This window comes from Hyphococcus luteus (genome assembly GCF_002943565.1).
GTDB lineage: Bacteria > Pseudomonadota > Alphaproteobacteria > Caulobacterales > Parvularculaceae > Hyphococcus > Hyphococcus luteus.
In genome coordinates this window covers 603,388-629,629 of sequence record NZ_PJCH01000015.1, presented here as the reverse complement: position 1 = coordinate 629,629, position 26,242 = coordinate 603,388, and the positions used below count along the sequence as shown (strand labels likewise).

Sequence of the window (26,242 nt, the reverse complement as noted above, 5' to 3'; positions counted from 1 at the left end):
ACAAAACTTAAAGGGAGTTGAATTTAATGCTTTTGCCCACATCCTTGGTTGGTTCTTATGCGATGCCGGAGTGGCTGATTGACCGGAAACGGCTGCAGGACCGTTTCCCGCCCCGGGTGCGCGCCAAGGAATTGTGGAGGGTTGATCCGCAATGGCTGGAAGAGGCGCAAAACGACGCCACCATCATGGCGATTCACGATCAAGAGCAGGCCGGCCTCGACATCATCACCGATGGGGAGATGCGCCGGGAAAGTTATTCAAATAGATTTGCAACGGCGCTTGAGGGCGTCGATATGGAAAATCACGGGACCGCGCTTGACCGCAGCGGCCATCCCAATCCGGTGCCGCGCATTACCGGCAAGATCAGGCGCAAATATCCGGTGCAGGTCGAGGACGTAAAATTTCTTCGCGCCCATACGGACAGAAAAATAAAGATTACCGTGCCCGGGCCCTTCACTATGAGCCAGCAGGCGCAAAATGATCATTATGAAGATGAGGCGGCGCTCGCTCTCGATTATGCGGCGGCGCTCAATGAAGAAATCAAGGATCTGTTCGAGGCCGGGGCTGACATCGTTCAGCTTGACGAACCCTATATGCAGGCCCGGCCCGAAAAGGCGCGCGAATACGGGGTGAAGGCGCTGCAGCGCGCTCTGGACGGCGTTAAAGGCGAAACGGCGCTCCATATCTGTTTCGGCTATGCGGCGATCATTCATGACGAACGAGCTACAGGGTATCATTTTCTCGGCGAACTGGCGGAAACCGGGATCGATCAGGTTTCGGTGGAGACGGCGCAAAGCCATCTCAATCCGAAAGAGCTAGCGCCGCTGAAAGACAAAAAAGTTATTCTGGGCGTGCTCGATCTCAGCGATCCGGAGATTGAGAGTCCGGAAACGGTGGCCGAACGCATCCGCGCGGGGCTTGAAGTCGTCCCCGCAGCCAATGTGATCGTCGCGCCTGACTGCGGCCTGAAATATCTCCCGCATGAAACCGCCTTCGGGAAAATGAAGGCGATGGCTGAAGGGGCGAAGATCGTTCGGGCGGAGCTGGCCTGAATGATGCGGTTCGGCTCTCATTGTTTCTATGGACACTCGCCTCGATTTGAGCCAAAGAGGCGACATGAGCGGCGCTGCGAAAAAGACGGCGGACCCGAAATTTTCCGAGGGACCGCTGCTTCTTTATCTGATCAAACACGTACAGCTGAAGTCGTCGATGCGTCTCGGCGCGGCGCTCGAACCCTATGGCGTCACTGCGGTGCAATTTCGCGTGCTGGCGGAAATAGATCATCACAGCCATCTGTCTTCGGCGGAGCTTTCACGGCTTTTCGATGTGCGCCCGCAGACCATGAACAAGCAGATCGCCCAGCTCGAGGGGCTCGGCCTCATCAAGAGGATCGTGTCTCCGGAAAACCGGCGCGTCCTCGAGATGTCGTTGACGCGCGCCGGCCGCCGCACGTTGCGCGACTGTTCGGAAGAGGCGTTGAAACTCGAGAAACTGCTGTTTCGGTCGTTCTCAAAGCAGCAGCGCGACGAATTTCGCGCAAGCCTGTTCCGGCTTTTGCGGAATATGGACTGACGCCCGGCGTTGCAGACGCGCCGCAGGGCTGTGCCGCACCATGTTTTCGTATTTTTCCCTTAAGTCCGCTGCAGTTCGTTCTCTGCGGCCGCAATATTGGAGCGCCTTATGAGAGATGATCAGGCGAGCGATAACCCCGCGCGCGAAGTCATTGCGCAATCGCCCATGAGCTTGCTGCAATTCTTGGTCGTAGGCTTGTGCTGTCTGATCAACATGTCGGAGGGCTATGACGTTCTTTCGCTCGGACTCGCGGCGCCTGAGCTGACGAAGGAATGGTCGGTGTCTCCGGAAATTCTGGGGCTGGCGTTCAGCGCAACATCGGTCGGTCTGGCGCTTGGCGCGTTTTTTGTCGCGCCCGTGGCCGACCGCGTTGGCCGTCGCACTGTCATCCTGGCGGCGGTCGCTATTATAACGGTGGTGCACTGGCTTTCTGCAATTGCCGGCAGCATCTGGGTAATCCTTGCCCTGCGTTTCGTGATGGGGCTGGGGCTTGGGACGCTTGTTGTGAGCCTCAATGTGATGGTGTCCGAGTTCAGCAATGAACGCTGGCGCAATCTGCTCATTGCTAGTCTGCACACCGGATTTTCGATCGGGATGGCGCTCAGCGGCCTCGTCGCGGCGAACGTGCTGGATACGCTGGGCTGGCGCTACATCTTTGTGGCCGGCGGGGTCCTTAATTGCGTGGTCCTGATACTTGGATATTTTTTCCTGCTGGAATCGCCGGAATATCTTACGAGCCAGCAGCCGCGCAACGCGCTTCAGCGGATCAACAAGGTGCTTGGAAAGCTGAATTTCACGCAGCTGGACGCGCTGCCGCCGAAAAAGGTCAAGACAAAAGGAAAGCCGAGTTTTGCGCTGCTTCTGTCGGAGGGAATGCGGACCCAGACGATCCTGATCTGGGTGGCGTCCTTTGCTTACGCCATTGTCGGCTACTTCCTGATGAACTGGAAGCCGCAGGTGCTGGTGAATGCGGGACTGACACCGGTTATGGCGAGCTATGTGGGCGTGCTCAACGGCGTTTTCGGCGTTGTCGGTCACATCTCCATCGCCATTCTGACCAAATGGTTCGACAATGTGAAGCTGACGGCGGCCTATTTTGCGTTGCTCACCGTGGCGCTGATCTTTTTCGGCATGGCGCCGCCGGCGCCTTGGCTGCTGCTGACGACCGCAGGCGTCATGACCATGTTCACGGTCGGCGCTTATACCGGCGTCTTCCTCGTAGCGATCAACATCTACACGGTGGAAATGCGCAATACGGGTGTCGGTTATATTGTCGGCTGGGGACGAGTCGGATCGATCCTCGGGCCGATGCTGGGCGGATTGCTTGTCGGCGCCGGGCTTGGCCGGATGTCCGTCTTCGCTGTATTTGCGGTCATTTCCGTCATTCCCGCGCTTACCATGCTGCTGGCCGGGGGCGGGCGGCTGACGGCTGACGAAGAAGCCGAACAAGCGACCGCCTGATTCACCGGAGATGTGCAATAATGAAGGTAAGGCGAGGCTGACATTGTTTCCTATATCAGTCTGGCTGATATTGAATATCGCGCAACGCAATTACGTGGAACCCCATCATGTTTAACAGCTGCATCAAAAAAAAGCTCGACCGCGGAGAGACGGTTTTTGGTTCATTCTTTAAGTTCAACTCTCCAAATCTGGTGGAGCTTTTCGGATTCGCCGGGTTCGATTTTCTGATTATCGACTGCGAACACTCAACCTTCGGTCATGCGGACGTCGAAACCATGATCCGCGCCTGCGAGCGGGCGGGCATGAGCTCAATCATCCGCACGCAGGACGCCAGCGAGGCGAACATCCTTCATGCGCTCGACAGCGGCGCCAGCGGCGTTCAGGTGCCCTCGCTGCGACATCCCGATCAGGTCCGGGAGGTTGTCCACAAATCCAAATATCATCCCATCGGCGGAAGAGGGTGGGCGCCGGGATGCCGCGCCGCCGGCTACGCCTTTTTTAATGTCGACGAATATGTGGAGCGCGCCAATCGCGAAACCGTGGTCTCGGTGCATGTCGAAAATAAAGAGATGGTCGATGAGATCGAGGCGCTTTGCGAGATCGATCATCTCGACGTCCTGTTTATTGGGACAGGCGATTTAAGCCAGTCGCTCGGCCATCCCGGAAAGGCGGGCCATCCTGACGTGCAGGCGGCTGTCGACAAGGTGATCGAAGCCGGGGTCCGTCACGGCAAACATCTCGGCGCTGTGGTCGGCAATCCCGATCAGCTGAAATCCTATGTGGAGCGCGGCGTCAAATATATCGCATGGCAATCGGATCTCACCATGTACAAAAATGCGCTGAAAGCGGCGGCGGCCAATTTCAGTCCTTATCGTCAGAAAGAAGATTGACCATGAGCGTTTCCGGTTCCGCACCGCGTTTTGATTTGCGCCGGCTTCTTAACCCATCCTCCGTCGCCATCGCCGGCGCCTCGCCGGACCCGAAGTCCATCGGCGGCGCGGTCCTGGGGAATGTTCAGGCTTCGGGTTTTGACGGGGCGCTGACCCTTGTCAGTCCCCGCCGCGATGAAATCAACGGCCGTCCTTGCGTGAAGTCGCTGCGCGACATTCCTGAGGGAACCGACGCAGTCATCTTGAACATTCCGCACGCCGCAATCCGTCAGGCGCTGGAGGATTGCGCCGCGCGCAAGGTCGGCGGGGCTGTCGTGTTCGCTTCCGGTTTCGGCGAAACAGGCGAAGCAGGCCGTGCGGAACAGGAGGCGATCTCCGCCCTTTGCCGTGAAAACGGATTGGCGCTCATCGGGCCGAACTGCCTTGGTTTCATCAATTACGCCGACGGATTTTCTGCGACGTTCGAAGGGCAAAGCTTCGACACGATGAGCGCGAAAGGCGCAAGGCGCGTTGCAGTGATCGCTCAGAGCGGGGCGACCGCGACAAGCGTGCGGGATGCTTTCCGCGCGCGCGGCCTTTCCATTTCACACATGATCACCACGGGCAACGAGGCGGTCCTGCATGCGGCGGATTTCGTTTCCTATGTGATCGAGGAGGGCGTTGCCGCGGTCGCGCTTTACATCGAACAGATCCGCGATCCTCAAGCCTTTCTCGCCGCGGCGCGGCGCGCCCGTGAAAAGGGCGTGCCCATCATCATGCTGCATCCGGGCCGCAGCGCGCGCGCCAGAGAGGCTGCGCAATCCCATACGGGCGCCCTGACGGGCGATTACGCCATGATGAAGACGGCAGTCGAGAAGGAGGCGGTCGTCCTTGTTGAAACCATGGACGAGCTTCTCGACGCGACGGTGATCCTGCAGCGTTTTCCGAAATCGCCTTTTGGAGACGCCGCCATCGTCACCAATTCAGGCGCCATAAGAGGTCTTTCTCTCGACATGATCGAAGATGTCGGATTGCCGTTGGCGACCCCGTCGGCGGCGACGCTGGAGCTTTTCAAGTCTCTGGTTCCGGCTGGAATGGAAATCGACCTTCCGCTCGATCTTGGCACCGCCGGCTACTCGAACGCCGGCGTCTATACCGATACGGCGGCCGCGCTGCTGGCGGACGACAACGCCGCTTCCATCTTGTACGCCATGATCGGCGGCGGACCGCACCAGCAGCGGGCGAAAGCGGAAGCTCTGGCGCCGGTTATGAAGGGGACCGACAAGCCGGTGGTTCTGACCATTACCGGCGATCAGTCCGCCCTCGATGACGAGTTCAAGACCATCGTGCGGGACAATGAGATTCCGCTGTTCCGCTCGCTGGACCGTTCGATCCGCGCCATGGCGGCGGTGCATGGCTTCGCCAAGGCGCGCGAGGCGGCGGAAGGCCGGAGGGCGGCGCCTGAAGGCCTGCCGTTGCTCAAAGGCGCGGGCGCCGTTTCGGAATATGACGGCAAGGCGTGGCTGAAAAAGCTCGGCGTTCCGGTTCCGAAGGGCGGCCTTGTCAGTTCCGTGAACGATGCTTGCGCCAAGGCGTCGGAGATTGGTTATCCGATCGTCATCAAGGCGCATGGCTCCACGCTGATGCACAAGAGCGACATCGGCGGCGTCATCGTCGGCGTCAAGGATGAGGCTGAGTTGAAAGCCGCCTGGGACAGGCTTCATGCGAATATCGCCGAGGCGTCGAAAACCGCCGAGCTTGAGGGCGTGCTTCTTGAGCAAATGTCAAAGCCGGGTCTTGAAATGGTCGTCGGCGCGAAACGGGATCCGGAATGGGGGCCGGTCGTTCTCGCGGGGCTTGGGGGCGTCTGGATCGAGGCGTTGAAAGCCGTTGAGATCATGCCGCCCGACATAACCCATAAGCAGGCTGTAGAGCGCATCTGCGCGATGCAGGGCGCAAGTCTTTTAAAAGCATTCCGCGGACAGCCGGCGCGTGACGTTAACGCTCTCGCGGAAATCGTTGTGCTGTTGGGAGACGCGATGCGCGCCGATCCGTCGATAACGGAAGTCGACATTAATCCGGTGATGCTTTTCGCTGACGGCGAAGGCGCCATGGCTCTCGATGCGCTCATCGTGAAAGGGAAATAACAGAGGTGCCAAATGCAGGCGTAATTTTAATTTCAATATCAGTCTGGCTGATAAAGGCCGCTCGCTAAGAGAGGACCCGCATTAGCCGGATGAAGGAAAGGGAAAAGATCATGACGGAAAAAACTGAATACAAGCACGCCGACAATCTTCCTGGCGGCGATAATGTGATTGTCGATTTCGAGGACGGAATTGCATGGGTCCGGTTCAACAGGCCGGAAAAGCGCAATGCAATGAGCGTCGGCCTCGCCGAGGAAATGAACGAGATTTTCGATGCGCTTGAAGTCGATGACCGGTGCGGCGTGATCGTTCTCACCGGCATTGGCGACGCTTGGTCCGCAGGCATGGACCTTAAGGATTTCTTCCGTGCAACGGACGGTCTATCGGACGTGCATCGCCATCGCGCCTATCGCTCCACCCGCGCCTGGCAGTGGCGCACACTCATGCACTATGCGAAGCCCACCATCGCCATGGTGAACGGCTGGTGTTTCGGCGGCGCCTTCACGCCGCTCATCTGCTGCGATCTTGCGGTTACGGACGAAAAGGCCGTGTTCGGATTGTCGGAAATCAACTGGGGCGTCATTCCGGGCGGCGTTGTCTCAAAGGCGATATCGACGCTGATGGGCGACCGTGAAGCGATGTATTATGTGATGACCGGCGAGAAGTTCACGGGCGCGCGGGCGAAAGAACTGGGCCTTGTGAACGAGGCCGTGCCCGCGGAGCAGCTGGTGGAGAGAACGCGCGAACTTGCCAAAATCCTGCTGGAAAAGAACCCCACGGTTTTGCGCCAGGCGCGCATGGCGTACAAATTCGCCCGTTACATGGACTGGGAGCAGGCGGCGGAATATCTGACCGCCAAAATGGACCAGCTTGCTTTTGTGGATCCGGAAAAAGGCAAGCAGGAAGGACTGAAGCAGTTCCTCGACGAGAAATCCTTCCGCCCTGGTCACGGCAATTACACCCGCGAATAGATCGGGCTTCTCGCGTCAGCAGGCGTGATCCTCGCGGATCATGTCTGCCGCCTTCTCGGCGATCATGATGACGGCGGCGTTGGTGTTGCCGCTGGGAACCGTGGGCATGACGGAGGCGTCGACGACGCGCAAGCCGTCAATCCCGCGAACGCACAAACGAGGGGAGACGACCGCCTCCTCTGAAACGCCCATGGAACAGGTGCCGACCGGATGCTGCGTAATGCCGAGATTGTTCCGGATATAATCATCAAGCGCGCCCTCATCGGCGATTGACGCGCCGGGTTTTCGTTCTTTGGAAATCATTTCGGCCAGAGGCGATGTTGAAAACAGTTTGCGAACAGCGGCGACGCCTTCGCGCACATCGGCGAAGTCCTGCGGCGTTGAAAGAAGGTTGAGACTGATTTTCGGTTTCTCCAGGGGATCGACGGAGCGAAGCGTCAGCTTGCCGCGGCTTGCCGGATGCAGGTGAATGATCATGATGGAGAAAACATGGGCCTGCCTTTGGCCGACGCCCGGAATCCACGGGCGCGCGTCGAGCCTCACCGGCAGGATCATGAGCTGAATATCGGGCCGCTCCAGTTCCGGCCTCGTTTTGAGCATGATCGCGCAGTTGCAGATCTGCGTCGACATCGGTCCCTTGCCGCTAATCGCCCAGGCGAGGACGGAGCGCGCCAGGCGGTCAAGGCGCAACGCATTGAGGAATGTCACCGACTCATGGGTTTCATATTCCGCATAAAGACAGGGGTGCTCGGAAAGATTGCGCCCGACGCCGGGCAGGTCTTTTCGAACCTCAATGCCCATCTCTTGCAGGTGGCCGGCGGGACCTACGCCCGACAGCATCAGAAGTTGCGGCGAATTATAGGAGCCTCCGGAAAGGATCACTTCACGTGCGGCGAGCGCTTTTTTCTCCGCGCCGTTGCTCCGATAGACAAGACCTGTCGCGCGACCGTTTTCGATGAGGATGCGCGTTGCTATTGAGTTTTTGGCGATGGTTAGGTTCGCGCGCGAGGCTGCGGGCCCAAGATAGGCGCGAGAGGCGCTTGCGCGTCGCCCGCGCGTGTTGACGGTGACCTCGCACTCGCCATAGCCGAGCGCGCCGTTGCTGAAGTCGGGCGCATAATCGTGTCCCGCCGCTTTCGCCGCGCGCCAGACCGGGTCGCCGCCGAGCCGTTCGCTGTCGACCCGCTGCACGCTCAAAGGTCCGTCGCCGCCATGCAGCTCTCCGCCGCCGCGCCAGCTGCTTTCCATTTTGCGGAAATAAGGAAGAACGTCATCGGCGCCCCAGCCGGCGCAGCCCATTTGACGCCAGCCGTCGTAATCCAGCGAATGGCCGCGCATGTAGATCATGCCGTTGACGGTTGAGCAGCCGCCCATGATTTTACCGCGGGGAAGGGGCAGGACGCGGCCGTTCATATGCGGCTCCGGCTCGGTCGCATACCCCCAGTCGATGGCCGGATTCCGCGCAGCCGTGAGGAAGCCCAGAGGCATCGCGAAAAGAGGATTGGCGTCAGAGCCACCAGCCTCGAGCAGAAGCACCTCGACTTTCGGGTTCTCGCTGAGACGGCTCGCCAGCACGCAGCCCGCAGAGCCAGCGCCGACAATTATATAGTCATACTGCTTCACATCGTTGTCCGGGCTTGCTAATCAGAAAAAATTGTACAATTACACATGTGATTTGATATAAACGAATTATATGATTTGTCATCAGGGAGATTGTCATGGACGAAACCGCTCGCGCCGCCGCCCTCGAAAAAGCGCAGACATTCGCGGCTTCGAAACACCAGCTCTTGATTGGCGGCGCCTGGCGCGACGCTGCGTCCGGCAAGACTTTTGACAGCATCAATCCAGCGACCAGACAGGTCCTGGCGACTGTCGCGGCAGGCGGCGAGGAAGACGCTGATCTTGCATCGAAGGCGGCGCGCGCGGCGCTGGAAGGCCCGCTCTTCGAGATGAAGCCGGCTGAGCGGGCGAGACTGCTTCTTCGTCTGGCGGAATTGGTGGAAGCGAATATTGATGAAATTGCGACGCTCGAAACGCTCGACAACGGAAAACCTATAAACGAGTCACGTTACTTCGACATTCCGTACGCCGTCGAGTCGATTCGCTATAACGCCGGCTGGTGCACCAAGCTGACTGGCGAGACGATCAGCCTTTCAGGACCCGGCGACTGGCACGCTTACACGGTCCGCGAGCCGGTCGGCGTCGTTGCGCAGATCGTTCCATGGAACACGCCTTTCGCCATGGCTGTCCAGAAAGCGGCGCCCGCGCTGGCGGCGGGCTGCGCCGTTATATTGAAACCGGCCGAGCAAACGCCGCTGACAGCGTTGCGCCTCGCCCATCTCGTTCAGGAAGCAGGGTTCCCCGATGGCGCGTTCAACCTTCTGACCGGCGACGGCGTTGAAGCCGGCGCGGCGCTGACGGCCCATCCCGGCGTCGACAAGGTCACCTTTACGGGGTCGACGGAGGTGGGGCGCGAAATCATCAAGGCGTCGGCGGGGAATTTCAAACGCGTAACGCTTGAGCTTGGCGGCAAGACCCCGGTGATCGTCATGCCCGACGCCGACATCGATAAAGCGATTACGGGCGCCGCGCGCTCCATTTTCACCAACGCCGGCCAGATCTGCAACGCCGGCTCGCGGCTTTTCGCCCACGCCAGCATCTTTGACCGGCTGGTCGAAGGCGTCGCGGACTATGCGGACAAGATCAGACTTGGATCGGGGCTTGAAACCACCACGCAAATGGGGCCGGTCGTTTCCGAAGAACAGCAAACCCGGGTTCTCGGTTATGTAAAAAGCGGCCTCGAACAAGGCGCCAGCCGGCTGACGAAGGGTGAGGCGCCGGAAGGGGACGGCTATTTCGTACCGCCGACCGTGCTCGTGGATACGAAACCTACAATGCGCGTGGTCAGCGAGGAGATTTTCGGGCCGGTCCTTTGCGCCATGCGCTTCGATGACGATGAACTTTCATCAATCGCTGTGCAGGCGAATGAGAGCGACTATGGTTTGGGCGCGGTCATATGGACCAGCAATCTTTCCGCGGCCCATCGCCTTGCGCGCAAGCTGAAGGCCGGCACCGTACGCGTCAATGGCGGCGGGCTCGACCCGGCGCTTCCCTTCGGCGGCTTCAAGCATTCGGGCTGGGGCAGGGAGAACGGGCGCGCCGGCATTGACGCGTATACGGAGATAAAATCCGTTGCGATGGCTTACTAAACGCTTTGGCTGGCGCCCATCCGGCTGGATAGCTCGCTCGCCGCCGAGCAAAGGCTTTCAATACAGCGTTTATGTTCCGCGCCTTTGAGATATTTGTCCGGACCAAGAATGGTCAAGACGGCGGCGATGCCGCCTGTATGATCGAATACCGGCGCTGCGACCGCTACGAAATTGGCGTTCACATTGCCATGGGTCGTTGCATAGCCCTGCTTGTGGATTTTCGGAAGATAGGTCTCGACTTCCTTGCGGGAAAGATAGTCGGGACGGTCCTCCGGTTGCGGCCTTGCATATTCCTGATCGAGAAGCGCGATGCGTTGCGGTTCGGGAAGGTGCGCGAGAAAGACATGTCCCGTTGCTGTATCGGTCAAGGGGAGGACATAACCCAGCCGAACTGAGAGGGCGCCGTTCCGGAAACCGTCGGATTTTGAAACGATGGAAGGACCGCGCTCGCTCAGGAGTGAGAGGTAGACGCCGCAGCCAGTGCTGTTCGACAGATCGAGTAGGAATTTTCGGGCCTCGTCGACGATCGACAATCGCTGGATCGCCGACAGCCCAAGCTGGATCGCGAACTGTCCGAGGCCGTAATGACCCGTTTCCGGGTCCTGCACGGCCATCCCCTCCCGCACGAAGCTGGCGAGATAGAGGTGAGCCTTGCTCGGCGCCATGCCCGCCTCTGCGGCGAGATCACGCAGCGGCATCGGGCCGTCCGCCAGAAGCATGGCCCGGATCACCCGAAATCCCACCTCGATCGAACGAATCCGCCGCCGTTTCTGCCCTTCATTTTCGGTTTCCGCGTCCATCGATTCTCCCTTTCGGGGGACGCTAGACGCGTCCCTGTTGCCTGTCGATAGCCAGAGAATTGCAAAGTTCGTCATAGACGAATATAATTTGATATTATTAAATAATGTTGGAAGGGATTTGGGCGAGATGAAAATCGGCATTATTGGCGCTGGAATCGGCGGCCTGACCGCAGCGCTGGCGTTGCTGCGCCGGGGGTTTGACGTTGAGGTTTACGAGCAGGCTCATGAATTGAAGGAGGTGGGGGCTGGCCTCCAGATCGCCGCCAACGCCACGCGGGTGTTCGATAATCTCGGGATTTTGGACCGGGTCGTCTCTGTGGGCTTTCAGCCGGAAGGCAAGGAAGTCAGGCTCTGGAATACGGGCCAGACCTGGAAATTGTTCGATCTCGGCGCGGAATCCGTAGAGCGATACGGATTTCCCTATGTGACGATCCACAGAGGCGACCTTCACTCGGCGCTGGTCGACGCTGTCCGCGCGGTGAAGCCTGACGCCATTCATCTCAATCATCATTTCAACTCGTCCGAGCAAGACGGCGCGTCGGTAACGCTTCACTTCGATGACCAGCCGTCTGTGGCTTGCAATATCGTCATCGGCGCTGACGGCGTTCATTCCGCCATGCGAAAGCAGCTTTTCGGCGAGGGAAAAGCCGATTTCACCGGCATTGTCGCCTGGCGCGGGCTCATTCCTTTCGAGCGGCTGCCGGAACGGTTGAGACGGCCGATCGGCACCAACTGGATCGGCCCCGGCGGCCATGTGATTCACTATCCGCTTCGGCCCGGTAAGCTAATGAACTTCACCAGCGTTGTTGAAAACCAGGAATGGAAAATCGAAAGTTGGTCCGAGCCGGGCACCGTTGAGGAATATCACGCCGATTATCCCGGCTGGCATCCCGACGTACACGAATATATTCAGAACATTGACGAGCCGTTTCGCTGGGCGCTGTTTTCGCGCCCGCCAATGAAAACCTGGACGCAAGGCCGTATTACGTTGCTCGGAGACGCCTGCCATCCGGCGCTGCCTTTCCTCGCACAAGGCGCGGCGATGGCGATTGAAGACGGCCTTATTCTGGCGCGCGCGCTCGGGGCCTATGAAAATCCGGAAAAGGCTTTGAAAGCGTATGAAGACGCCCGGATTGAACGCACGTCGCGCATGGTTCGCGGCGCGGCCAAGAATACCGAGCGTTTCCATAATCCGGCGCTCGCGACCGTCGAGGGCGCGCAGGCTTATGTCGATCGTGAATGGCGGCCCGATCTCGTCAGCGAACGCTATGACTGGCTGTTCGAATATGACGCCGTCAACGCTGCGGTTTGAAACGACGCTCTCACGAAACAAGAATATCGGAAAGCAAATGGCAAAGTCAGTTTCAAAAGCCGAATGGACGCGCATCCCGCAAATCGTTTCCTTTGCGGAGAATCCGAAATTCACGGAGACCTATGGATTTGCGGGCAATTCAGGAAAGGTCAATCTCGAGGGACAACTCCTGCGCGCGTCGGACCGTCCGTCCAAGACGGTCTATGTGTTCATGCATCCGACGTCGACATTACAGCTTTTGCCGATGCCCACAGCGCTCGCCGACCGGGGTTTGCATGTTCTTTGTCCGGCGAGCCGTTACGCCAAAAATGACAGCGCCCTCATTATGGAGAAAGTGGCCGTCGATCTTGGGCGGTGGATGCGCCATGCGCGTGAAACGCTTGGCTATGAGAAGGTCGTGCTTGTGGGGTGGTCGGGCGGCGGCTCCTTGTCGCTATTTTATCAGGCGCAGGCCGAAAACCCCACCATCACCCAAACGCCGGCGGGGGATGACGTCGATCTGACCGTTGAAGGGCTGACGCCAGCCGATGGCGTGATTTTTATCGCCGCGCATCTGTCGCGCGCGGAAACCCTCACCGAATGGATCGATCCTTCCGTCATCGATGAACTCGATCCGGACAAGCGCGATCCGGCATTCGACATCTATTCCCCCGATTGTCCTGCGCAGCCCCCTTATGATGCGGAGTTCATCGCCGCCTTCCGCAAGGCGCAGATTGCGCGCAACCGCAAGATCACCCAGTGGTGTCAAGAAAAGCTCGAAGCCTTGCGCAAGGCGGATACAGGCGAGATGGAGCGCGCCTTTGTCGTACACCGGACCATGTGCGACGTGCGCTGGTTCGACCCGAGCGTCGATCCGAATGATCGCAAGCCTGGTTGGTCTTATATGGGCGATCCTCGCGCTGTGAATGTGGGCCCGGTGGGACTCGCGCGTTATTCGACGTTGCGGTCATGGCTGAGCCAGTGGAGCTACGATCTCTCGAACGCCAAAGGGCCGGCCAATGCGAAAAAGATTCACCGCACGCCGGTTCTGCAGATTGAAAACACCGCGGATGACGCCGTGCCGGCAACGCATAATCCGATCATTCGGGACGCGCTGGCGACGCCGGATAAAAGCTACCTGCAACTCAAGGGCGCTACGCATTATTATGTCGGCCAGCCGGAGCTGTTGAAGCAATGCCTCGATACGGTCGAGAGCTGGAGCGTTGAGAAAAACTTGCTGGAGGCGTAAGCGGCCTCTTACAGGCGGGTCGTTCTCAATTCAGGAGCCGGCCTGCTCATCGATGAAGGCGGCTTTCCGGCGCGACCATTCTTCGAGCTGGCCGGGCGCTTCCGCCCTTGCCTTGGCGAGAACGCCAGGCCCTTCAGTGCGCGTTGCGATTTCAAGGCGCAAGCCGTTCGGGTCGAAGAAGTAAATGGAGTAAACGAAACCGTGATCCACAGGACCCAACACTTCAACGCCGTTGTCGATCAGCCGTTGACGCATGAACTCGACATTTTCTTTCGATGCGGTCTCGATAGCGAAGTGCTGAACCCAAGCGGGCGTGTTTGGCGACGGCGCCGGTTTTTCGTAATCGGGAAGGTCGAAAAAGGCGACGTAAGAGCCGTCGCCAAATTCAAAAAAGAAATGCGCATAAGGCGTTTCTTCGCCGGTGCTCGGCACTTTTTCCGAAGTCATGCAATTCACCAGCGGCAGGCCAAGGATGTCTTCGTAAAAATGCCGGGTCTCGTCAGCGTCGCGGCAAGGATAAGCGAAATGATAAAGACCGTTGAGAGCGGGAATCGTGTCAACCAAAATATCCTCCCTTGCGGTTCGCGGCGCGCGCCCAGGATCGCCTTTGCGAATAACATAAGAACCAGGGGGGCGCTTTTCCATCACCCATATTGGGGGACAAGATGACCCTTCATGTCTCTGCGCCTGTGCTCGACATAACCGCGCGCCTCATTCCAGAAATAGGCAGGCGTGAGTTTCCCGGTGAAGTTCTGTCGGCGTATCGCGAGCTCGCGGGTTGCGATTATTGCGCCGTCTTCGATCTGGCGGGCGATAAAGGGCCGCGCGTTGTTTTCGCCGAAGGAATTCATCCGCGAATTCCGGATTTCGCCGTCGAGGCGTCATCCGCTTATGCGGCGCGTTATTGGCGGGTGGACGTGGCGCTGCAAAAAAAGGGCGCGTCGCTGTCAGCCGGCGATGTTGCGTTGTTGCAAACCACTGCGTCAGAGATTGCGAGCGTGGATTACCGCCGCGATTGTTATGACAGGCCCGGCGTCATAGAGCGTCTCGCCCTCTTCAATCTCTGTAATGGTTCGCATCTGGCCGCCGGTTATCGCGCCAGATCGCGAGGCTTTGCGACGCCGGAAGAAAGGCGCCGCATTGCGGCCGCCGGCCCGTCGCTGATGGCGGCGGTAAAGCGACATTGCGAGCTATCCATGACGGTGATTGCCGATCAGTATACAGAATGTTATCGCGCGATGGTCGAAAAGGCGAAAAGACGGGGGCTGAGCGAGCGCGAGGCGCAAGTGGCCGCCAGTCTCGCTGGCGGGGAAGGGCAGGCCGAAATAGCAGAGCGGTGCGGCGTCGCCTTTTCGAGCGTCGTCACTTACCGCAAACGCGCCTACATGAAGCTGAAAGTTGAAAGCAAACGGCAGTTGAGAGACTTTTTCGAGATGGGGCGGGCGGCGATCCCTAAGCCAGGGACCGCCGTTCAAGGCCATTAATCCGGCGCCATGGCGTTTAGAAATAGGTCGAGAGCGGATGAATCATCCGATTTGCGCCATAACATTCTTATGTTGAAAGAGATGCCCAGATCTTCAACTTTGCGCAGTATGATGTTGCCTGACTGATAACGATTCTCGGAATACTCTACAAACCCCAGGCCCATGCCGGCGGCGACGAGACTTAGAAGAATGGAATTTGTCGCCGTTTCCTGCACAATTTCCGGCGTTACGCCGTGGACGCTGAAGGCCTGGGTCAGGACGTCGTAATAACGCGGCATGGCGCTCCGGATCGGCCAGAGAAATCTTTCGCCGTCGAGATCCTTCATCCAGATCTTTTTCGATTTTGTGAGCCGATGCCCCTGGTAAAGAGCGAGCGAGATGTCGCTGACTGCGATGTCGCTGTAGTCGAGCACTTCCAGATCGGCGTCTGTCGTGTGGGTGTCGTAGACAATGGCGGCGTCAATCCTTGCGTCTTTCAGCGCTTCGATCTGATTGCGCGAGCCCATCGGCAGCAAGTCCAGGGTTACATTGGGTTCGGAAAGGCGAAAGTCGAGTAGCTTGCTCGGGATGTCATGATGCGCGGAGGCGATTTCGCTGAAGCCGACGCGCAGCGATCCGTAATGGCCGCTTGCATGGCTGCGTGTGTTTTCAATCGCGCGCTCTACCTGGGCGAGGATGCTTTCGGTTTCGCTGAGGAAAGCCCGGCCGGCTGACGAAAGCCGCACGCCGCGTGGCAGCCGTTCAAAAAGCTGCACGCCCAGCTCCTCTTCAAGATGGCGGATCTGCCGAGTCAGGGCGGGTTGAGCGATGTTGAGGATTTTCGCCGCACGGCCGAAATGTTCTTCTCGACCGACTGTGCGGAAATATCGGAGATGCCTGAGTTCCATTCGGAACCAATACCGCATGGATATTGGTCGGGCAAGAACAAAGAATTGGATGTATCAAAACCGGACATGGGAAAAACGCTCCGCAAAGCTGCATTACAAAACGGTTCGTCTGCGACGCCGTCACGGCGGTTCGTCTGCTTGGGCGGCTTAAAGGAGGAAGCGTGGCTGAATTCAAACTGGTGATCGGCGGGCGGGCGGTTCGCGGCGATCGGGAAATAGACGTCGTCAATCCAGCTACGGAAGATATTATCGCTCGCTGTCCGGCGGCGAGCGCTGCGCAGTTGGATGAAGCGGTCGCAGCCGCCAAGTCCGCGTTTCCGCCCTGGGCGCAAACGCCTGTCGAAAAGCGTGAGGCGCTGATGCGCGAGGCGGCCGCTGCGATAAGGGCGCGGCTCGACGAGCTTAGTAGAGTGCTGACGGCTGAGCAGGGCAAGCCGTTGAATCTTGCAAGAATGGAGATTTCACGCGCATGCGATGCGCTCGACTATTTTGCGCAGCAGCGCATGCCGCGACGGATTTTTCGCGAAACGCAAAGCGAGTTGATTTACGAGCAACGCAAGCCCTTGGGCGTCGTGGCTGCGATCACGCCTTGGAACTTTCCCGTCATTTTGCTGACTAACAAATTAGGGCCGGCGCTCATAACTGGAAATTGCGTTGTAGCAAAGCCCGCCCCGACGACGCCGCTGACGACGCTCCGCATCGGCGAGATTTGCGCAGATATTCTGCCGTCTGGGGTTTTTAATGTGATCTGCGATGACAACGATCTCGGGGCGGCGCTGACCGGCCATCCGGACGTGGCCAAGATTTCCTTTACGGGGTCAACGGCGACCGGGCGCAAAGTGTTTGCGAGCGCTGCGCCGGATCTCAAGAGGGTGACGCTGGAGCTTGGCGGCAATGATGCGGCGCTCATTCTTGATGACGCCGATCTTGAAGAAGCGATTCCGCAAATCTACCGCAGCGCCATGACCAACTCTGGTCAGGTCTGCATGGCGATTAAACGCGTTTATGCGCCGGAGGCGCTTTATGATGAAGTTTGCGAGCGCCTGAGCGAAGCGGCGCAATCGTCAACGGTCGGCAATGGCGCCGACCCCGGCGTCGATATGGGGCCGGTGCAGAATGCGGCGCAGTTTCGAAAACTGAAGGCTTTGCTGGGCGATTGCGACAAACAGGGAAAGCTTACGCAAGGCGAAACGCCGCGCAGCAACAGGGGATATTTCATTCCGCCGACGATCGTGAAGGATATTCCCGACAATGCGCCTGTTGTTCAGGAGGAACAGTTCGGCCCTGTGCTGCCGGTTTTGCAATATGCCGATCTGGAGGACGCGCTGGCGCGGATCAATGACAGCATATTCGGCTTGGGGGCGAGCGTGTGGAGCAGAGATATTGCGCGCGCCGTGAAGCTGGGCGAGCGCATCGATAGCGGAACCGTCTGGATCAACAGGCATCAGTCTGTAGACCCTTCCGTGCCTTTCCGCGGGGCGCGTCAATCCGGCATGGGTGCTGAACTCGGCGAGGCGGGCATGTGGGAATTTACGCAGGCGCAAGTCGTCAATATCATGAAGGAGGCCGCCTTTCAGCGGCGCCCGTCCTCATCCGTGTCATAAGCAATTGAAAAATATAAACCTTCTACCGTTTGATTTCGCTTCGGTGCCGGAAAGGTATCAAATCCGTGCCTAAGTGGTCTTGGACAAAATTTTCGAATGTATAATACCATTCAACAATACATAATTTCATAAGCGGCCAAAACCCGCAGGGAGTTAGGAAGGAAACACTGAAGCCAATCACAGGATTAAGTGCGTCTGTGCTGCCAACCCCGCCAATCGCGGAGTGTCAGAGGCGTGCATCCCGGATATGGCGGAGGTCCAAGGAGGGGTGTTAGGTACCATGAAAACCCAACTAAAACTGAAGACGGCGTTATTGAGCTGTGCAAGCGCGTGTGTGATGGCGGCGCAACCGGCATGGGCGCAGGATGAGGGAGTGCAGGATACGATCACTGTCACTGGCACCCGCATTTCCGACTTCGATGCGCCGACGCCGGTTACTGCATTTGACGAAGAGGAAATAGACCGGAAAGCGGTTTTTCGGATTTCTGACCTTGTCGTCGATGTGCCAGCGTTTGTTCCGCATCAGAATATCGGCAAGTTCAGTGAAGCCATCGGCACAAGTTATTTCAACTTGCGCGGTTTGGGCTTTGCGCGGACGCTCACTTTGCTTGATGGACGGCGGCTCGCGCCGACATCGCCGGATGGCATTGTCGATACGAACGTAATTCCTCTTTCGCTTATCAAGAAAGTGGAAATTGTAACCGGCGGCGCATCCGCCGCATATGGTTCTGACGCTGTTTCCGGCGTGGTCAACCTAACGCTCGATCATAGGCTGGAAGGGGTCAAGGGCGACATCCAATACGGGATTTCAACCTACGATGATGTGTCGGCGCCGGCCGTTTCGCTGGCGGCGGGTCATTCATTTGCCGACGACAGGCTCCATATTGTCGCTGGTTTCGATTTTTATGACAATAATGGCCAGCTAGCGCAAGGAACGCGCCCATGGGGCGACGACAACACTGCTCTGGTGACGCTGCCGGATGGTCCGCCAAACCGGACTCAGGCGAATAATGCTGTCTATTCTCAGCTTACTTATGGCGGCGTGTCATCGCTGAACAATATTCCTGAGTTGCAAGGCATTCAGTTCGGGCCTGGCGGCGAGGTGCAGCCCTTCCAATACGGAACGGCGGTCGGTTCCACATGGATGATCGGCGGCGACGGCGTTTCAATGGCGAACGAAGCCAATATTTATCCGAAAGTGTCGCGGCAAGCCGGTTATGCGCGCGCGACTTTTGATCTCACTGACACAACGGAGCTGTTTGCTGACGCGCTTTATTCACACACATACGCTTTTTCCGATAGCGCTTATGTGTCCACCAACCGCTCTCCGTTGGCGATCGACATAGATAACCCATTCCTTCCGCAGGGCGTGCGCGACATTATGATGGATAATGGCGTCGACACCTATTATCTGAGGCGCATTCTTGGCGAGCAGGGGCCGATCACGAACGCCAACGACATTGATTATCAGCGTTATGGCGCAGGCGCCAAGGGCGAATTAAGCGGCGGATGGAACTGGGACGTCACCTTCCAGTATAGCAAAAGCAACTTTTATCGTGAGGACGGCGGCAATACAAATCTGAGGCGGCTCAGCCTCGGCACAGATGTTGTTCTCGATCCTATGACCAATGATCCCGTCTGCCGGTCGTCGCTAAACAATCCGTCCAGCACGGATCCGGATATTGCGAATTGTGTTCCGGTCAATCTTTTCGGCGAAGGCTCGCTTAACGGGTCGGCGCTCGACTACATCAGCGGCACGGCTGTTCTGGATTCCGAGCAAAAGCAAACGCTCGTATCGTTCAACCTGAGCGGCTCGCCATTCCAGACTTGGGCCGGCGACGTCTCGGTTGCCGTTGGCGGAGAATGGCGCAAGGACGAACTCTCTGCGACCACAGATCCTATCTCGGCCATGACCGGGTGGTACGCCGTCAACTCGCAGCCTTTGAGCGGCGAAGTCAGCGTCAAGGAAGCCTACACCGAGGTCGTCGTTCCTTTGATGTCCGATCAGCCCATGGGCTACAGCATGGATGTGAACGGCGCGGCGCGCGTCACGGACTATTCAACCAGTGGCACGGTCGTTACCTGGAAAGCCGGCATGAATTATTCGCCGACGCCGGACATCCGTTTTCGGGGCACTTATTCCCGTGACATTCGGGCGCCGAGCGTAAACGAGTTGTTTTCCGGACAGAGCCAGTTCGTGAACCAGCTCGTCGACCCTCGTGACAACTCAAACCCAACGGTGCCTCTCCTGACCGGCGGCAATCCGACTCTCGATCCGGAAAAATCGAACGCATGGACTGTCGGTGTTGTGCTGACGCCGGGTTTTGCGAACGGATTGAGCCTGTCTTTCGATTACTATTCGTTCAAAATCAAGGATGCGATCGCCTCGCTTGATGGTCAGACTATTGTCGATAACTGCTTCATCCTGATGCAAACCTCGCTTTGCGATGCGATCATGCAGAACTCGAACGGCAATATTACCGAAGTTCAGGCAACGCTGCTGAACGCCGCTGCTGCCTCGGCAAAAGGTTTTGACGTTCAAATGGATTACGGAGTGCCGTTCTTGAGCGGCGATCTCAACTTCAGCGTGCTCGCGAACTATGTGGGAGAGCTCTCTACGACGATCAGCGGGGTCAAATCCGACGTTGTCGGTCAGTTGGCGAGCGAGACTGCTGGCGGCGTGCCGGAATGGCGCTTCAATCTTGGCGCACGCTACGTCACCGATGATTTCGCTGCGGGGGTTCTCGTGCGCTATGTCGATAATGGCGTGTTCCGCACAGCATACACCGAAGGCGTTGATATTGACGACAATACAATTCCTTCGCGCACTTATGTCGATGTGGATATCTCCAAGCGCATAACTGAAAACATTCAACTCTACGGCAAGATCAATAACCTTTTCAATGTTGCTCCGCCGGCGGCGACAACCTTCATTACGCAGCCAAACTATAATGGCGGCGCCTTCCATGACCGGATTGGCCGTTATTTCAAGGTCGGCGCGCGGTTCCAATTCTGATTACATAGTCTTCCCTAAGCGGACTGTCGCGTCGCTCTTCATTGGGCGGCGCGACTTTTTATGCGTACAGGCGCTTTAAAAGCGTCATGATGAAATATCCGCAATGCGGATAGATTTTCAAATTTAAGGAGAGCCGAGTTGACGCAAACCGGAATGGATACGGACGTTTTTCAGGCATTCGTCGTACAGTTGGAGCGGTTCGTGAGAGAGCGCCTCGTGCCGGCGGAAAAAGAGACTGAAAAACTTAACCGCGTGCCTGACGCTATCCTGGCGGAAATGCGCGATATGGGCCTTTTCGGTCTCACTATGCCGGAAGAATATGGCGGCGCCGGCATGAATGTTTCTCAATATGTCGAGACTATACGCATCTTAAGCTGGGCCAGCGGCGCCTTCAGGGCGCTCATATCCATCAATATCGGCATGGCCTGTTCAGCGCTTGTCAAAAACGGAACGGACGAACAACGAAAGTACTGGCTGCCGAAACTCGCAGATGGCGCGATCGCGGCGTTCGCCTTAACCGAACCGGACAGCGGCTCCGACGCAGCGGCGCTAAAGACAAGCGCGCGCCGCGACGGCGGCGATTATGTGCTGAACGGCTCTAAGCGCTATATCACCAATGCGCCCTTTGCCGACATGATCATCGTGATGGCGCGCACCGAAGCGGCGGCGCTGCCCAAGAATGCGCATATAAGCGCCTTTCTAGTGCCTGCCGACACGCCGGGAGTTTCAATCGGGAAGCCGGAAGAAAAACTCGGCCAGAACGGTTCGCAGATTGCGGACGTGATTCTGGAAGACGCACGCGTGCCTGCTGCGGCGCTCCTTGGCGGCGAAGAAGGGACCGGCTTCAAGGCCGCCATGCAGTCGCTCGATGCGGGACGAATCTGCATCGCCGCCGCCGCGACCGGTTATGCCGCACGTATTCTCGATTGCGGTTTGCGCTATGCGGCCGAGCGCAAGGCGTTCGGGCAGCCTATCGCCCAGTTCCAGCTTATTCAGGCCATGCTCGCCGATTCAAAGGCCGAGCTTTACGCGGCCGAATGCATGATCCGCGATGCTGCGTTGAATGCGGACAAAGGTCGGCAGGTGTCTTTGGAGGCGAGCTGCGCCAAAATGTATGCGTCGGAAATGTGCGGACGCATTGCCGACCGTGTTGTGCAGATACATGGCGGCGCCGGCTATCTTAAGGAATATGAGGCGGAGCGGTTTTTTCGTGATGCGCGCATTTTCCGGATTTACGAAGGCACGACGCAGATACAGCAATTGGTGATCGCCAAAAACATGCTCCGCCGCATGGCGGGATGAGGGAGGGTTATTCTTCCCCGTCTTCGACCTCCATTTGCTGCACCACTTCGAGAAACCGCCGGCTGGCGGTGACCGCTGAAGGCCAGGAAGCGTAAAAGGCGAGATGCAAAATGGCTTCGCTGATCTCTTCTTTTGTCAGGCCGTTCTTCATGGCGAGACCCAGATGCGCCGGAAGCTGCTCGGGACGGTACATGCTGATCAGCGCCGCAATCGTAATCAGGCTGCGGTCGCGTTTCGAAAGGCCGGGGCGCTCCCAGACGTCCTCATACAAGACGCGGTCCGTATATTCCGTAAAAGCCGGAACAACAGCTGAGAGCTCGTCTCCTTTTTTACCGCTGGGACGTTTCATGTTTTCCTCCTTGAACGCACTGGTCTTGCACAGCATTGATGATCTGGAGCGGAATGAGGCTCCGCCTTTTCCAAACATTATGGTTATTCGGGGAAGCTTACCAATCGCGCTTGGTGAGCGAACCGATAACGCGAGAGCATGTCCCGCCCCCTGACGGGCGGCGAATTTTGATGCTCTTTGGGCATAAATATCGTGATAACAAAGAATTAGACGGCTTTGCGCCCAGCCGCCAGTCTTGCGGGACAAGACCGGCCGGCGCGTAAACCCCCTTTATAGGCGCCGTCGGCGTTATTAAGAGAAAAGGGCGAGCTTATCGCTCTCAGGAGGAAAAGGCGTTGGCCCCGCAAGCCGAACAACAAGATCCGCTTTTCGATGCTCATGCGCATTTCTTCACCAATGACATCGCGCATTACCCGATCAATACGGCGAACGCCCGCGAAGGCGAAGAAAATATCCGAAAGCGGATTGTGTCTGAGCCGGCGACGCCCGAGGCGATTCTGCCCGTCTGGGAGAAATGCGGCGTCGTCGGCGGCGCCGGCGTTCAGTACAACACGGTCTACAAGACCGACAACAGCTACATCATGGATGTGTCGGATCGCCATCCCGACAAGATTTCCAGCGTCGTCATTCTTCACGCGGATGCGCCCGACACGCCCGCCACGCTTGAAAAGATGATTGTCGAGCGCAACGTCGTAGGCTTGCGTCTTTACGGGCGCCAGACCGAGGACGGGACGACGCCCTGGCTCGATTCGCCTGAGGCGCATCAGACATGGAGGATCGCCGACAAATACAGGCTGAACATGGTGCTGATGTATTCGCCGCAGGGGTCTTTCGCGACGGCGCTTCCGCGCATCGCCGCCCTGGCGCGCACCTATCCTGCGACAAGGATTTCTCTCGACCATTTCGGCTGGCCGGTCTCGGGCGCTTCCAATCTCGGTCTGACGCAGGAGCACGTTGCGTTAACCGCTTTCAAAAACATCTATTTCAAACTGAGCACGATCAATTTCAATATTTTCAGGGAGGCGGGCGTCGACTGCGCCGAATTCCTGAGGAATGCTGTCGATGTTGTCGGGGCCGATCATATCATGTGGGGTTCCGATCAGGGCAACACGTTGGAGGATTATGGGCGGATGGCCCAGCGCGCCCGCGAGGCGGCGTCTCTTTTGACCAAGGAGGAGCGCCGGAAAGTGCTTTGCGAAACGGGAAAAGGCCTGTTCGCCCGCAAGCAGAAAGACTGAGATGTTCGTCGAACCGCCTGTTGTCGACTCCCACTGCCATATACTGACGCGCCGCATGCCGTTGCGGCCGGATGCGTGGACGCGGCCTGACTACGATTACACGGCGGAAGACTATCTGGCGGATCTCGACCGGCATGGCGTCGCTTTCGGCGTCATCGCCGCCGCCAGCCTCTATGGCGACTACAATGACTATACGCTTCAGGCGCTGAGCGCGCATAAAAGATTGCGGGCGACGCTTTATCCGCAGCCCGATCTCGGGCTGCATGAGCTGCGCCGCCTGCGCGATCTTGGCGTCGTCGGCGTGCGGCTGCAATGGAAGAAAGACGCCGTGCTTCCTGATTTTGACGGATTTGAATACGGCAAATATCTGAACCGGCTCGCCGATTGCGGCATGCATGTGGAGCTCAACGCCAGCAGCGAACAGCTCGCTCATGCGTTGCCGAAACTGAGAGAAAAAGGCCTCGCGATCGTCGTCGATCATTTCGGTCTGCTCCGTTCGCCTGAGGGCGTGAACGGCGAGGGGTTCAAAGCGACCCTCGCGGCTGCGGAGGCCGGCAAGACCTGGGTGAAAATATCCGCCGGTTTCCGGCTCGAACATGATGTCTTGCACGACTGCACGCAAAAGCTTCTCTCCGTTGCGGGTCCTGAGCGCCTGCTATGGGGAAGCGATTCGCCTTTTGTCGGCCATGAGGACGTGATGAGTTACGAAAAGGCGCTCGGCATGTTCTATGAGATCGTGCCGGATGCCGAAACGCGCCGGACCATATCCGACGCTGCGCTTCGGTTCTATTTTTTCTAAGACGGAAAAAGGGGGCGGCTTTACGCCGTTAAGCCCGGGATTTCGAGGCTACGAACAAATCCGCGCGCACCCCGTCAGCGGCTGCTTTGAGACGCAGGCGGCGCGCCTCGTCTCTCATCTCTTCCGGCAGCCAGTCGCGTTCATGTCCCCACAAGCTGGGGCCCAATGTCATCTCAAAAGCCTCCCATGCGTCCGGATCTATATCGCGGCCGCCCCAGCCATATTCGATCAGGAACTGCGAGGGCGTGCGCACATAGAACGAGGTCATGTGATCGTTTGAGTGACGGCCCAGCGTTGTCGCAACGCGGTCCGGGTCGAGTTGCGCTAGATCGTAGCCCTGTCCCATATCGTCGAAACCACGCACTTCCATCATGAGATGATGCATGCCGCCGCGTTCGTTTTCGATCAGGGCGAGGCTGTGATGACGCGCATTGACGTGAAAGAAATAAGCCTTGAAAGGGCGGAGCGTGTAATCGCTGAGGCGAAAGCCAAGAATGTCCCGGTAAAAGAAAAGCGCCGAGTCCATATCTTTGACGTTCATCACTGCATGGCCCATGCCGAGCGAGCCGGTGCGGAAACCGGAAATGGGCCTGCCGGGCCTGAAAGGCGCATCGGCTCTATATTGCCCATAAAAAATTTCCAGCCGGTTGCCTTCCGGATCGCAGGTTGAGATCGCGTCGCTGACCTGGCGCTGTTCGACAAGGCTGGAGGGCAGGCGTTCGACGCGGCGCCCATGTTCTTCCAGACGCGCAGCCAGCGCTTCCAACGCTTGCCGGTTGCGAACTTCCCATCCGAAGAAATCGGGCTCTTCGCGAGCGCCTTCGCGCAATAATAGACGCGCGGCGGCGTCATCCATGCGGAAGGCCAGCCTTTTCCCGGAAAGGGCTACTGGTTGCAGCCCCAGGAGACCGGTTCCAAAATCGCGCCACGTCTCAAGCGACGCGGTTTGAACGCCGACATAGCCGAGGCCGAGTATGGGCGCGCCGCTCATACGGGCGAGTATTGCTCTACGCGCTGTTCGATCGCGCCGAAGATGCTGCGTCCGGCATTGTCCAGCATGTCGATTTTCACAAGGTCGCCAAAGCGGAGAAACGGCGTTTTCGGCGCCCCTTCGTCAATGGTCTCGATCATGCGGCGCTCCGCGAGGCAGGAAGAGCCGACCGCGCGCTCGCGATTGGAGACTGTGCCCGAGCCGATGATCGTTCCCGCGCCGAGCTCCCGGGTCTTCGCCGCATGCTCGATCAGGGCCGCGAAATCGAAATTGAGATCCTCGCCGGCGTTCGGCAGGCCAAGCCGTTCGCCATTGACCCAGCTTTGAAGCGGCAGGGAAAGTTTGGCGCCGTCCCAGGCGTCGTCAAGTTCGTCGGGCGTCACGGCGACCGCCGCAAACGCAGTAGACGGTTTTGACTGAAAGAAGCCGAAACCCTTTGCGAGTTCTCCTGGAATAAGGCCGCGCAGGCTGACATCGTTCACAATGGTGACAAGGGCGATATGACCGGGCGCGGCGGATTTGCGAACGCCCATCGGCGTGTCAGTGACAATGACGGCGATCTCCGCTTCGAGGTCGATGCCCCAGCTTTCGTCCGCTAGCACAATCGGATCGCGCGGCCCCAGCATCTTATCGCTGCCGCCCTGGTACATCAGCGGATTCTCATAGAGTTCCGGCGGCATTTCCGCATTGCGCGCCTTGCGCACCAATTCGGCATGGGAAAGATAGGCCGACCCGTCGCACCATTGATAAGCGCGGGGAAGGGGCGCGGCGGCGGCTTCAGAATCGAACGTGAAAACGCCCTCTATATCGCCGGCTTCAAGCGCCGCCGCGGCTTTGCGCAGCAGCGGCGCCGTCTTCTCCCAGTCGTCCAGCGCCTGTTGCATAGTCTGTGCGATGTGCGGCACGGCGGCGGCGCGCGAAAGATCCTTCGAGACGACGACGAGTTTTCCATCCCGCTTGTCCGTTTTTATCGTAGCGAGTTTCATTTCCAACCCTGATTTTTGCC

General features: G+C 58.3%; 23 protein-coding genes. 16 read left to right on the top strand and 7 right to left on the bottom strand.

Features of this window, described 5'->3' with window-relative positions; all coding sequences use genetic code 11:
• Positions 1–26: 26 nt before the first annotated feature.
• From CW354_RS18985 to CW354_RS18960, 6 genes are all read left to right on the top strand, one after another.
• Positions 27–1,052, top strand: coding sequence for a uroporphyrinogen decarboxylase family protein (locus CW354_RS18985; RefSeq protein WP_104831630.1), 1,026 nt, complete (start codon positions 27–29; stop codon positions 1,050–1,052).
• A gap of 64 nt (positions 1,053–1,116) precedes the next feature.
• Complete coding sequence (locus tag CW354_RS18980) at positions 1,117–1,572, top strand: MarR family winged helix-turn-helix transcriptional regulator (protein ID WP_165793834.1); 456 nt, start codon at positions 1,117–1,119, stop codon at positions 1,570–1,572.
• 108 nt (positions 1,573–1,680) lie between these two features.
• Positions 1,681–3,033, top strand: a complete 1,353-nt coding sequence (locus CW354_RS18975) for an MFS transporter (protein ID WP_104831628.1) — start codon at positions 1,681–1,683, stop codon at positions 3,031–3,033.
• Between the two features lie 107 nt (positions 3,034–3,140).
• Positions 3,141–3,923, top strand: a complete 783-nt coding sequence (locus tag CW354_RS18970; RefSeq protein WP_104831627.1) for an HpcH/HpaI aldolase family protein — start codon at positions 3,141–3,143, stop codon at positions 3,921–3,923.
• A 2-nt stretch (positions 3,924–3,925) separates the two neighbouring features.
• Positions 3,926–6,049, top strand: coding sequence for an acetate--CoA ligase family protein (locus CW354_RS18965; protein ID WP_165793833.1), 2,124 nt, complete (start codon positions 3,926–3,928; stop codon positions 6,047–6,049).
• Between the two features lie 110 nt (positions 6,050–6,159).
• Positions 6,160–7,017 (top strand): p-hydroxycinnamoyl CoA hydratase/lyase, encoded by an 858-nt coding sequence (locus CW354_RS18960; protein WP_104831837.1) that lies wholly within the window; start codon positions 6,160–6,162, stop codon positions 7,015–7,017.
• Between the two features lie 15 nt (positions 7,018–7,032).
• Here CW354_RS18960 and CW354_RS18955 read toward each other — a convergent pair whose 3' ends face one another.
• The gene (locus tag CW354_RS18955) at positions 7,033–8,640 is read right to left on the bottom strand and encodes a GMC family oxidoreductase (RefSeq protein WP_104831625.1); all 1,608 of its coding nucleotides are present in this window, start codon (positions 8,638–8,640) and stop codon (positions 7,033–7,035) included.
• A gap of 95 nt (positions 8,641–8,735) precedes the next feature.
• Here CW354_RS18955 and CW354_RS18950 point away from each other — a divergent pair, with 95 nt between their 5' ends.
• Complete coding sequence (locus CW354_RS18950) at positions 8,736–10,226, top strand: aldehyde dehydrogenase family protein (RefSeq protein WP_104831624.1); 1,491 nt, start codon at positions 8,736–8,738, stop codon at positions 10,224–10,226.
• On the opposite strand, the gene CW354_RS18945 is transcribed toward CW354_RS18950, so the two are convergent.
• Complete coding sequence (locus CW354_RS18945; RefSeq protein WP_165793832.1) at positions 10,223–11,026, bottom strand: IclR family transcriptional regulator; 804 nt, start codon at positions 11,024–11,026, stop codon at positions 10,223–10,225. The two genes, CW354_RS18950 and CW354_RS18945, sit on opposite strands and share 4 nt — an antisense overlap.
• Positions 11,027–11,153: 127 nt before the next feature.
• Between CW354_RS18945 and CW354_RS18940 the strand changes: the two genes are divergently transcribed.
• Both CW354_RS18940 and CW354_RS18935 read left to right on the top strand, forming a co-directional pair.
• Positions 11,154–12,338, top strand: a complete 1,185-nt coding sequence (locus CW354_RS18940) for an FAD-dependent monooxygenase (protein ID WP_104831622.1) — start codon at positions 11,154–11,156, stop codon at positions 12,336–12,338.
• A gap of 37 nt (positions 12,339–12,375) precedes the next feature.
• Positions 12,376–13,566, top strand: a complete 1,191-nt coding sequence (locus CW354_RS18935) for an alpha/beta fold hydrolase (RefSeq protein WP_104831621.1) — start codon at positions 12,376–12,378, stop codon at positions 13,564–13,566.
• 30 nt (positions 13,567–13,596) lie between these two features.
• Here CW354_RS18935 and CW354_RS18930 read toward each other — a convergent pair whose 3' ends face one another.
• Positions 13,597–14,130, bottom strand: coding sequence for a VOC family protein (locus CW354_RS18930; protein WP_207764923.1), 534 nt, complete (start codon positions 14,128–14,130; stop codon positions 13,597–13,599).
• A gap of 101 nt (positions 14,131–14,231) precedes the next feature.
• On the opposite strand from CW354_RS18930, the gene CW354_RS18925 reads away from it, so the two are divergent.
• A complete protein-coding gene (locus CW354_RS18925; RefSeq protein WP_133162381.1) occupies positions 14,232–15,050 on the top strand; it encodes a helix-turn-helix transcriptional regulator in 819 nt (272 codons plus the stop codon).
• Here the strand turns inward: CW354_RS18925 and CW354_RS18920 are convergent.
• Positions 15,047–15,937 carry a LysR family transcriptional regulator gene (locus CW354_RS18920; RefSeq protein WP_165793831.1) on the bottom strand — a complete coding sequence of 297 codons (891 nt, stop codon included), beginning with the start codon at positions 15,935–15,937 and terminating at the stop codon, positions 15,047–15,049. The two genes, CW354_RS18925 and CW354_RS18920, sit on opposite strands and share 4 nt — an antisense overlap.
• Between CW354_RS18920 and CW354_RS23550 the strand changes: the two genes are divergently transcribed.
• The 4 genes from CW354_RS23550 to CW354_RS18905 all read left to right on the top strand — a co-directional run bounded on the left by CW354_RS23550 (position 15,824) and on the right by CW354_RS18905 (position 21,859).
• Positions 15,824–16,120, top strand: coding sequence for a hypothetical protein (locus CW354_RS23550; protein ID WP_165793774.1), 297 nt, complete (start codon positions 15,824–15,826; stop codon positions 16,118–16,120). The two genes, CW354_RS18920 and CW354_RS23550, sit on opposite strands and share 114 nt — an antisense overlap.
• A complete protein-coding gene (locus tag CW354_RS18915; RefSeq protein ID WP_104831617.1) occupies positions 16,099–17,541 on the top strand; it encodes an aldehyde dehydrogenase family protein in 1,443 nt (480 codons plus the stop codon). Before CW354_RS23550 ends, CW354_RS18915 begins: the two co-directional genes overlap by 22 nt.
• A 280-nt stretch (positions 17,542–17,821) precedes the next feature.
• Positions 17,822–20,557, top strand: coding sequence for a TonB-dependent receptor plug domain-containing protein (locus CW354_RS18910; RefSeq protein WP_165793830.1), 2,736 nt, complete (start codon positions 17,822–17,824; stop codon positions 20,555–20,557).
• A gap of 138 nt (positions 20,558–20,695) precedes the next feature.
• On the top strand, positions 20,696–21,859 hold the full coding sequence (locus CW354_RS18905; protein WP_104831615.1) for an acyl-CoA dehydrogenase family protein: 1,164 nt from the start codon (positions 20,696–20,698) through the stop codon (positions 21,857–21,859).
• A 7-nt stretch (positions 21,860–21,866) separates the two neighbouring features.
• Here CW354_RS18905 and CW354_RS18900 read toward each other — a convergent pair whose 3' ends face one another.
• A complete protein-coding gene (locus tag CW354_RS18900) occupies positions 21,867–22,208 on the bottom strand; it encodes a carboxymuconolactone decarboxylase family protein (RefSeq protein WP_104831836.1) in 342 nt (113 codons plus the stop codon).
• A gap of 335 nt (positions 22,209–22,543) precedes the next feature.
• On the opposite strand from CW354_RS18900, the gene CW354_RS18895 reads away from it, so the two are divergent.
• Both CW354_RS18895 and CW354_RS18890 read left to right on the top strand, forming a co-directional pair.
• Positions 22,544–23,446, top strand: coding sequence for an amidohydrolase family protein (locus CW354_RS18895; RefSeq protein WP_165793829.1), 903 nt, complete (start codon positions 22,544–22,546; stop codon positions 23,444–23,446).
• A gap of 1 nt (position 23,447) precedes the next feature.
• Entirely contained in the window at positions 23,448–24,245 is a 798-nt protein-coding gene (locus CW354_RS18890) for an amidohydrolase family protein (protein WP_104831613.1), read from the top strand.
• Positions 24,246–24,273: 28 nt separating this feature from the next.
• Here the strand turns inward: CW354_RS18890 and CW354_RS18885 are convergent, their stop codons facing one another.
• Positions 24,274–25,236, bottom strand: coding sequence for a VOC family protein (locus tag CW354_RS18885; RefSeq protein WP_104831612.1), 963 nt, complete (start codon positions 25,234–25,236; stop codon positions 24,274–24,276).
• Positions 25,233–26,222 (bottom strand): fumarylacetoacetate hydrolase family protein, encoded by a 990-nt coding sequence (locus CW354_RS18880; protein WP_104831611.1) that lies wholly within the window; start codon positions 26,220–26,222, stop codon positions 25,233–25,235. Before CW354_RS18880 ends, CW354_RS18885 begins: the two co-directional genes overlap by 4 nt.
• Between the last annotated feature and the right edge of the window lie 20 nt (positions 26,223–26,242).

Excerpts from the sequence above, each read along its gene's own strand:
- CW354_RS18965 (WP_165793833.1), top strand. The coding sequence starts at position 3,926 with ATGAGCGTTTCCGGTTCCGCACCGCGTTTTGATTTGCGCCGGCTTCTT.
- CW354_RS18950 (WP_104831624.1), top strand. The coding sequence starts at position 8,736 with ATGGACGAAACCGCTCGCGCCGCCGCCCTCGAAAAAGCGCAGACATTC.
- CW354_RS18885 (WP_104831612.1), bottom strand. The coding sequence starts at position 25,236 with ATGAGCGGCGCGCCCATACTCGGCCTCGGCTATGTCGGCGTTCAAACC.
- CW354_RS18960 (WP_104831837.1), top strand. The coding sequence starts at position 6,160 with ATGACGGAAAAAACTGAATACAAGCACGCCGACAATCTTCCTGGCGGC.
- CW354_RS18970 (WP_104831627.1), top strand. The coding sequence starts at position 3,141 with ATGTTTAACAGCTGCATCAAAAAAAAGCTCGACCGCGGAGAGACGGTT.
- CW354_RS18980 (WP_165793834.1), top strand. The coding sequence starts at position 1,117 with ATGAGCGGCGCTGCGAAAAAGACGGCGGACCCGAAATTTTCCGAGGGA.
- CW354_RS18945 (WP_165793832.1), bottom strand. The coding sequence starts at position 11,026 with ATGGACGCGGAAACCGAAAATGAAGGGCAGAAACGGCGGCGGATTCGT.
- CW354_RS18880 (WP_104831611.1), bottom strand. The coding sequence starts at position 26,222 with ATGAAACTCGCTACGATAAAAACGGACAAGCGGGATGGAAAACTCGTC.
- CW354_RS18940 (WP_104831622.1), top strand. The coding sequence starts at position 11,154 with ATGAAAATCGGCATTATTGGCGCTGGAATCGGCGGCCTGACCGCAGCG.
- CW354_RS18890 (WP_104831613.1), top strand. The coding sequence starts at position 23,448 with ATGTTCGTCGAACCGCCTGTTGTCGACTCCCACTGCCATATACTGACG.
- CW354_RS23550 (WP_165793774.1), top strand. The coding sequence starts at position 15,824 with ATGGCGGATCTGCCGAGTCAGGGCGGGTTGAGCGATGTTGAGGATTTT.
- CW354_RS18975 (WP_104831628.1), top strand. The coding sequence starts at position 1,681 with ATGAGAGATGATCAGGCGAGCGATAACCCCGCGCGCGAAGTCATTGCG.
- CW354_RS18925 (WP_133162381.1), top strand. The coding sequence starts at position 14,232 with ATGACCCTTCATGTCTCTGCGCCTGTGCTCGACATAACCGCGCGCCTC.
- CW354_RS18920 (WP_165793831.1), bottom strand. The coding sequence starts at position 15,937 with ATGGAACTCAGGCATCTCCGATATTTCCGCACAGTCGGTCGAGAAGAA.
- CW354_RS18985 (WP_104831630.1), top strand. The coding sequence starts at position 27 with ATGCTTTTGCCCACATCCTTGGTTGGTTCTTATGCGATGCCGGAGTGG.
- CW354_RS18910 (WP_165793830.1), top strand. The coding sequence starts at position 17,822 with ATGAAAACCCAACTAAAACTGAAGACGGCGTTATTGAGCTGTGCAAGC.
- CW354_RS18900 (WP_104831836.1), bottom strand. The coding sequence starts at position 22,208 with ATGAAACGTCCCAGCGGTAAAAAAGGAGACGAGCTCTCAGCTGTTGTT.
- CW354_RS18935 (WP_104831621.1), top strand. The coding sequence starts at position 12,376 with ATGGCAAAGTCAGTTTCAAAAGCCGAATGGACGCGCATCCCGCAAATC.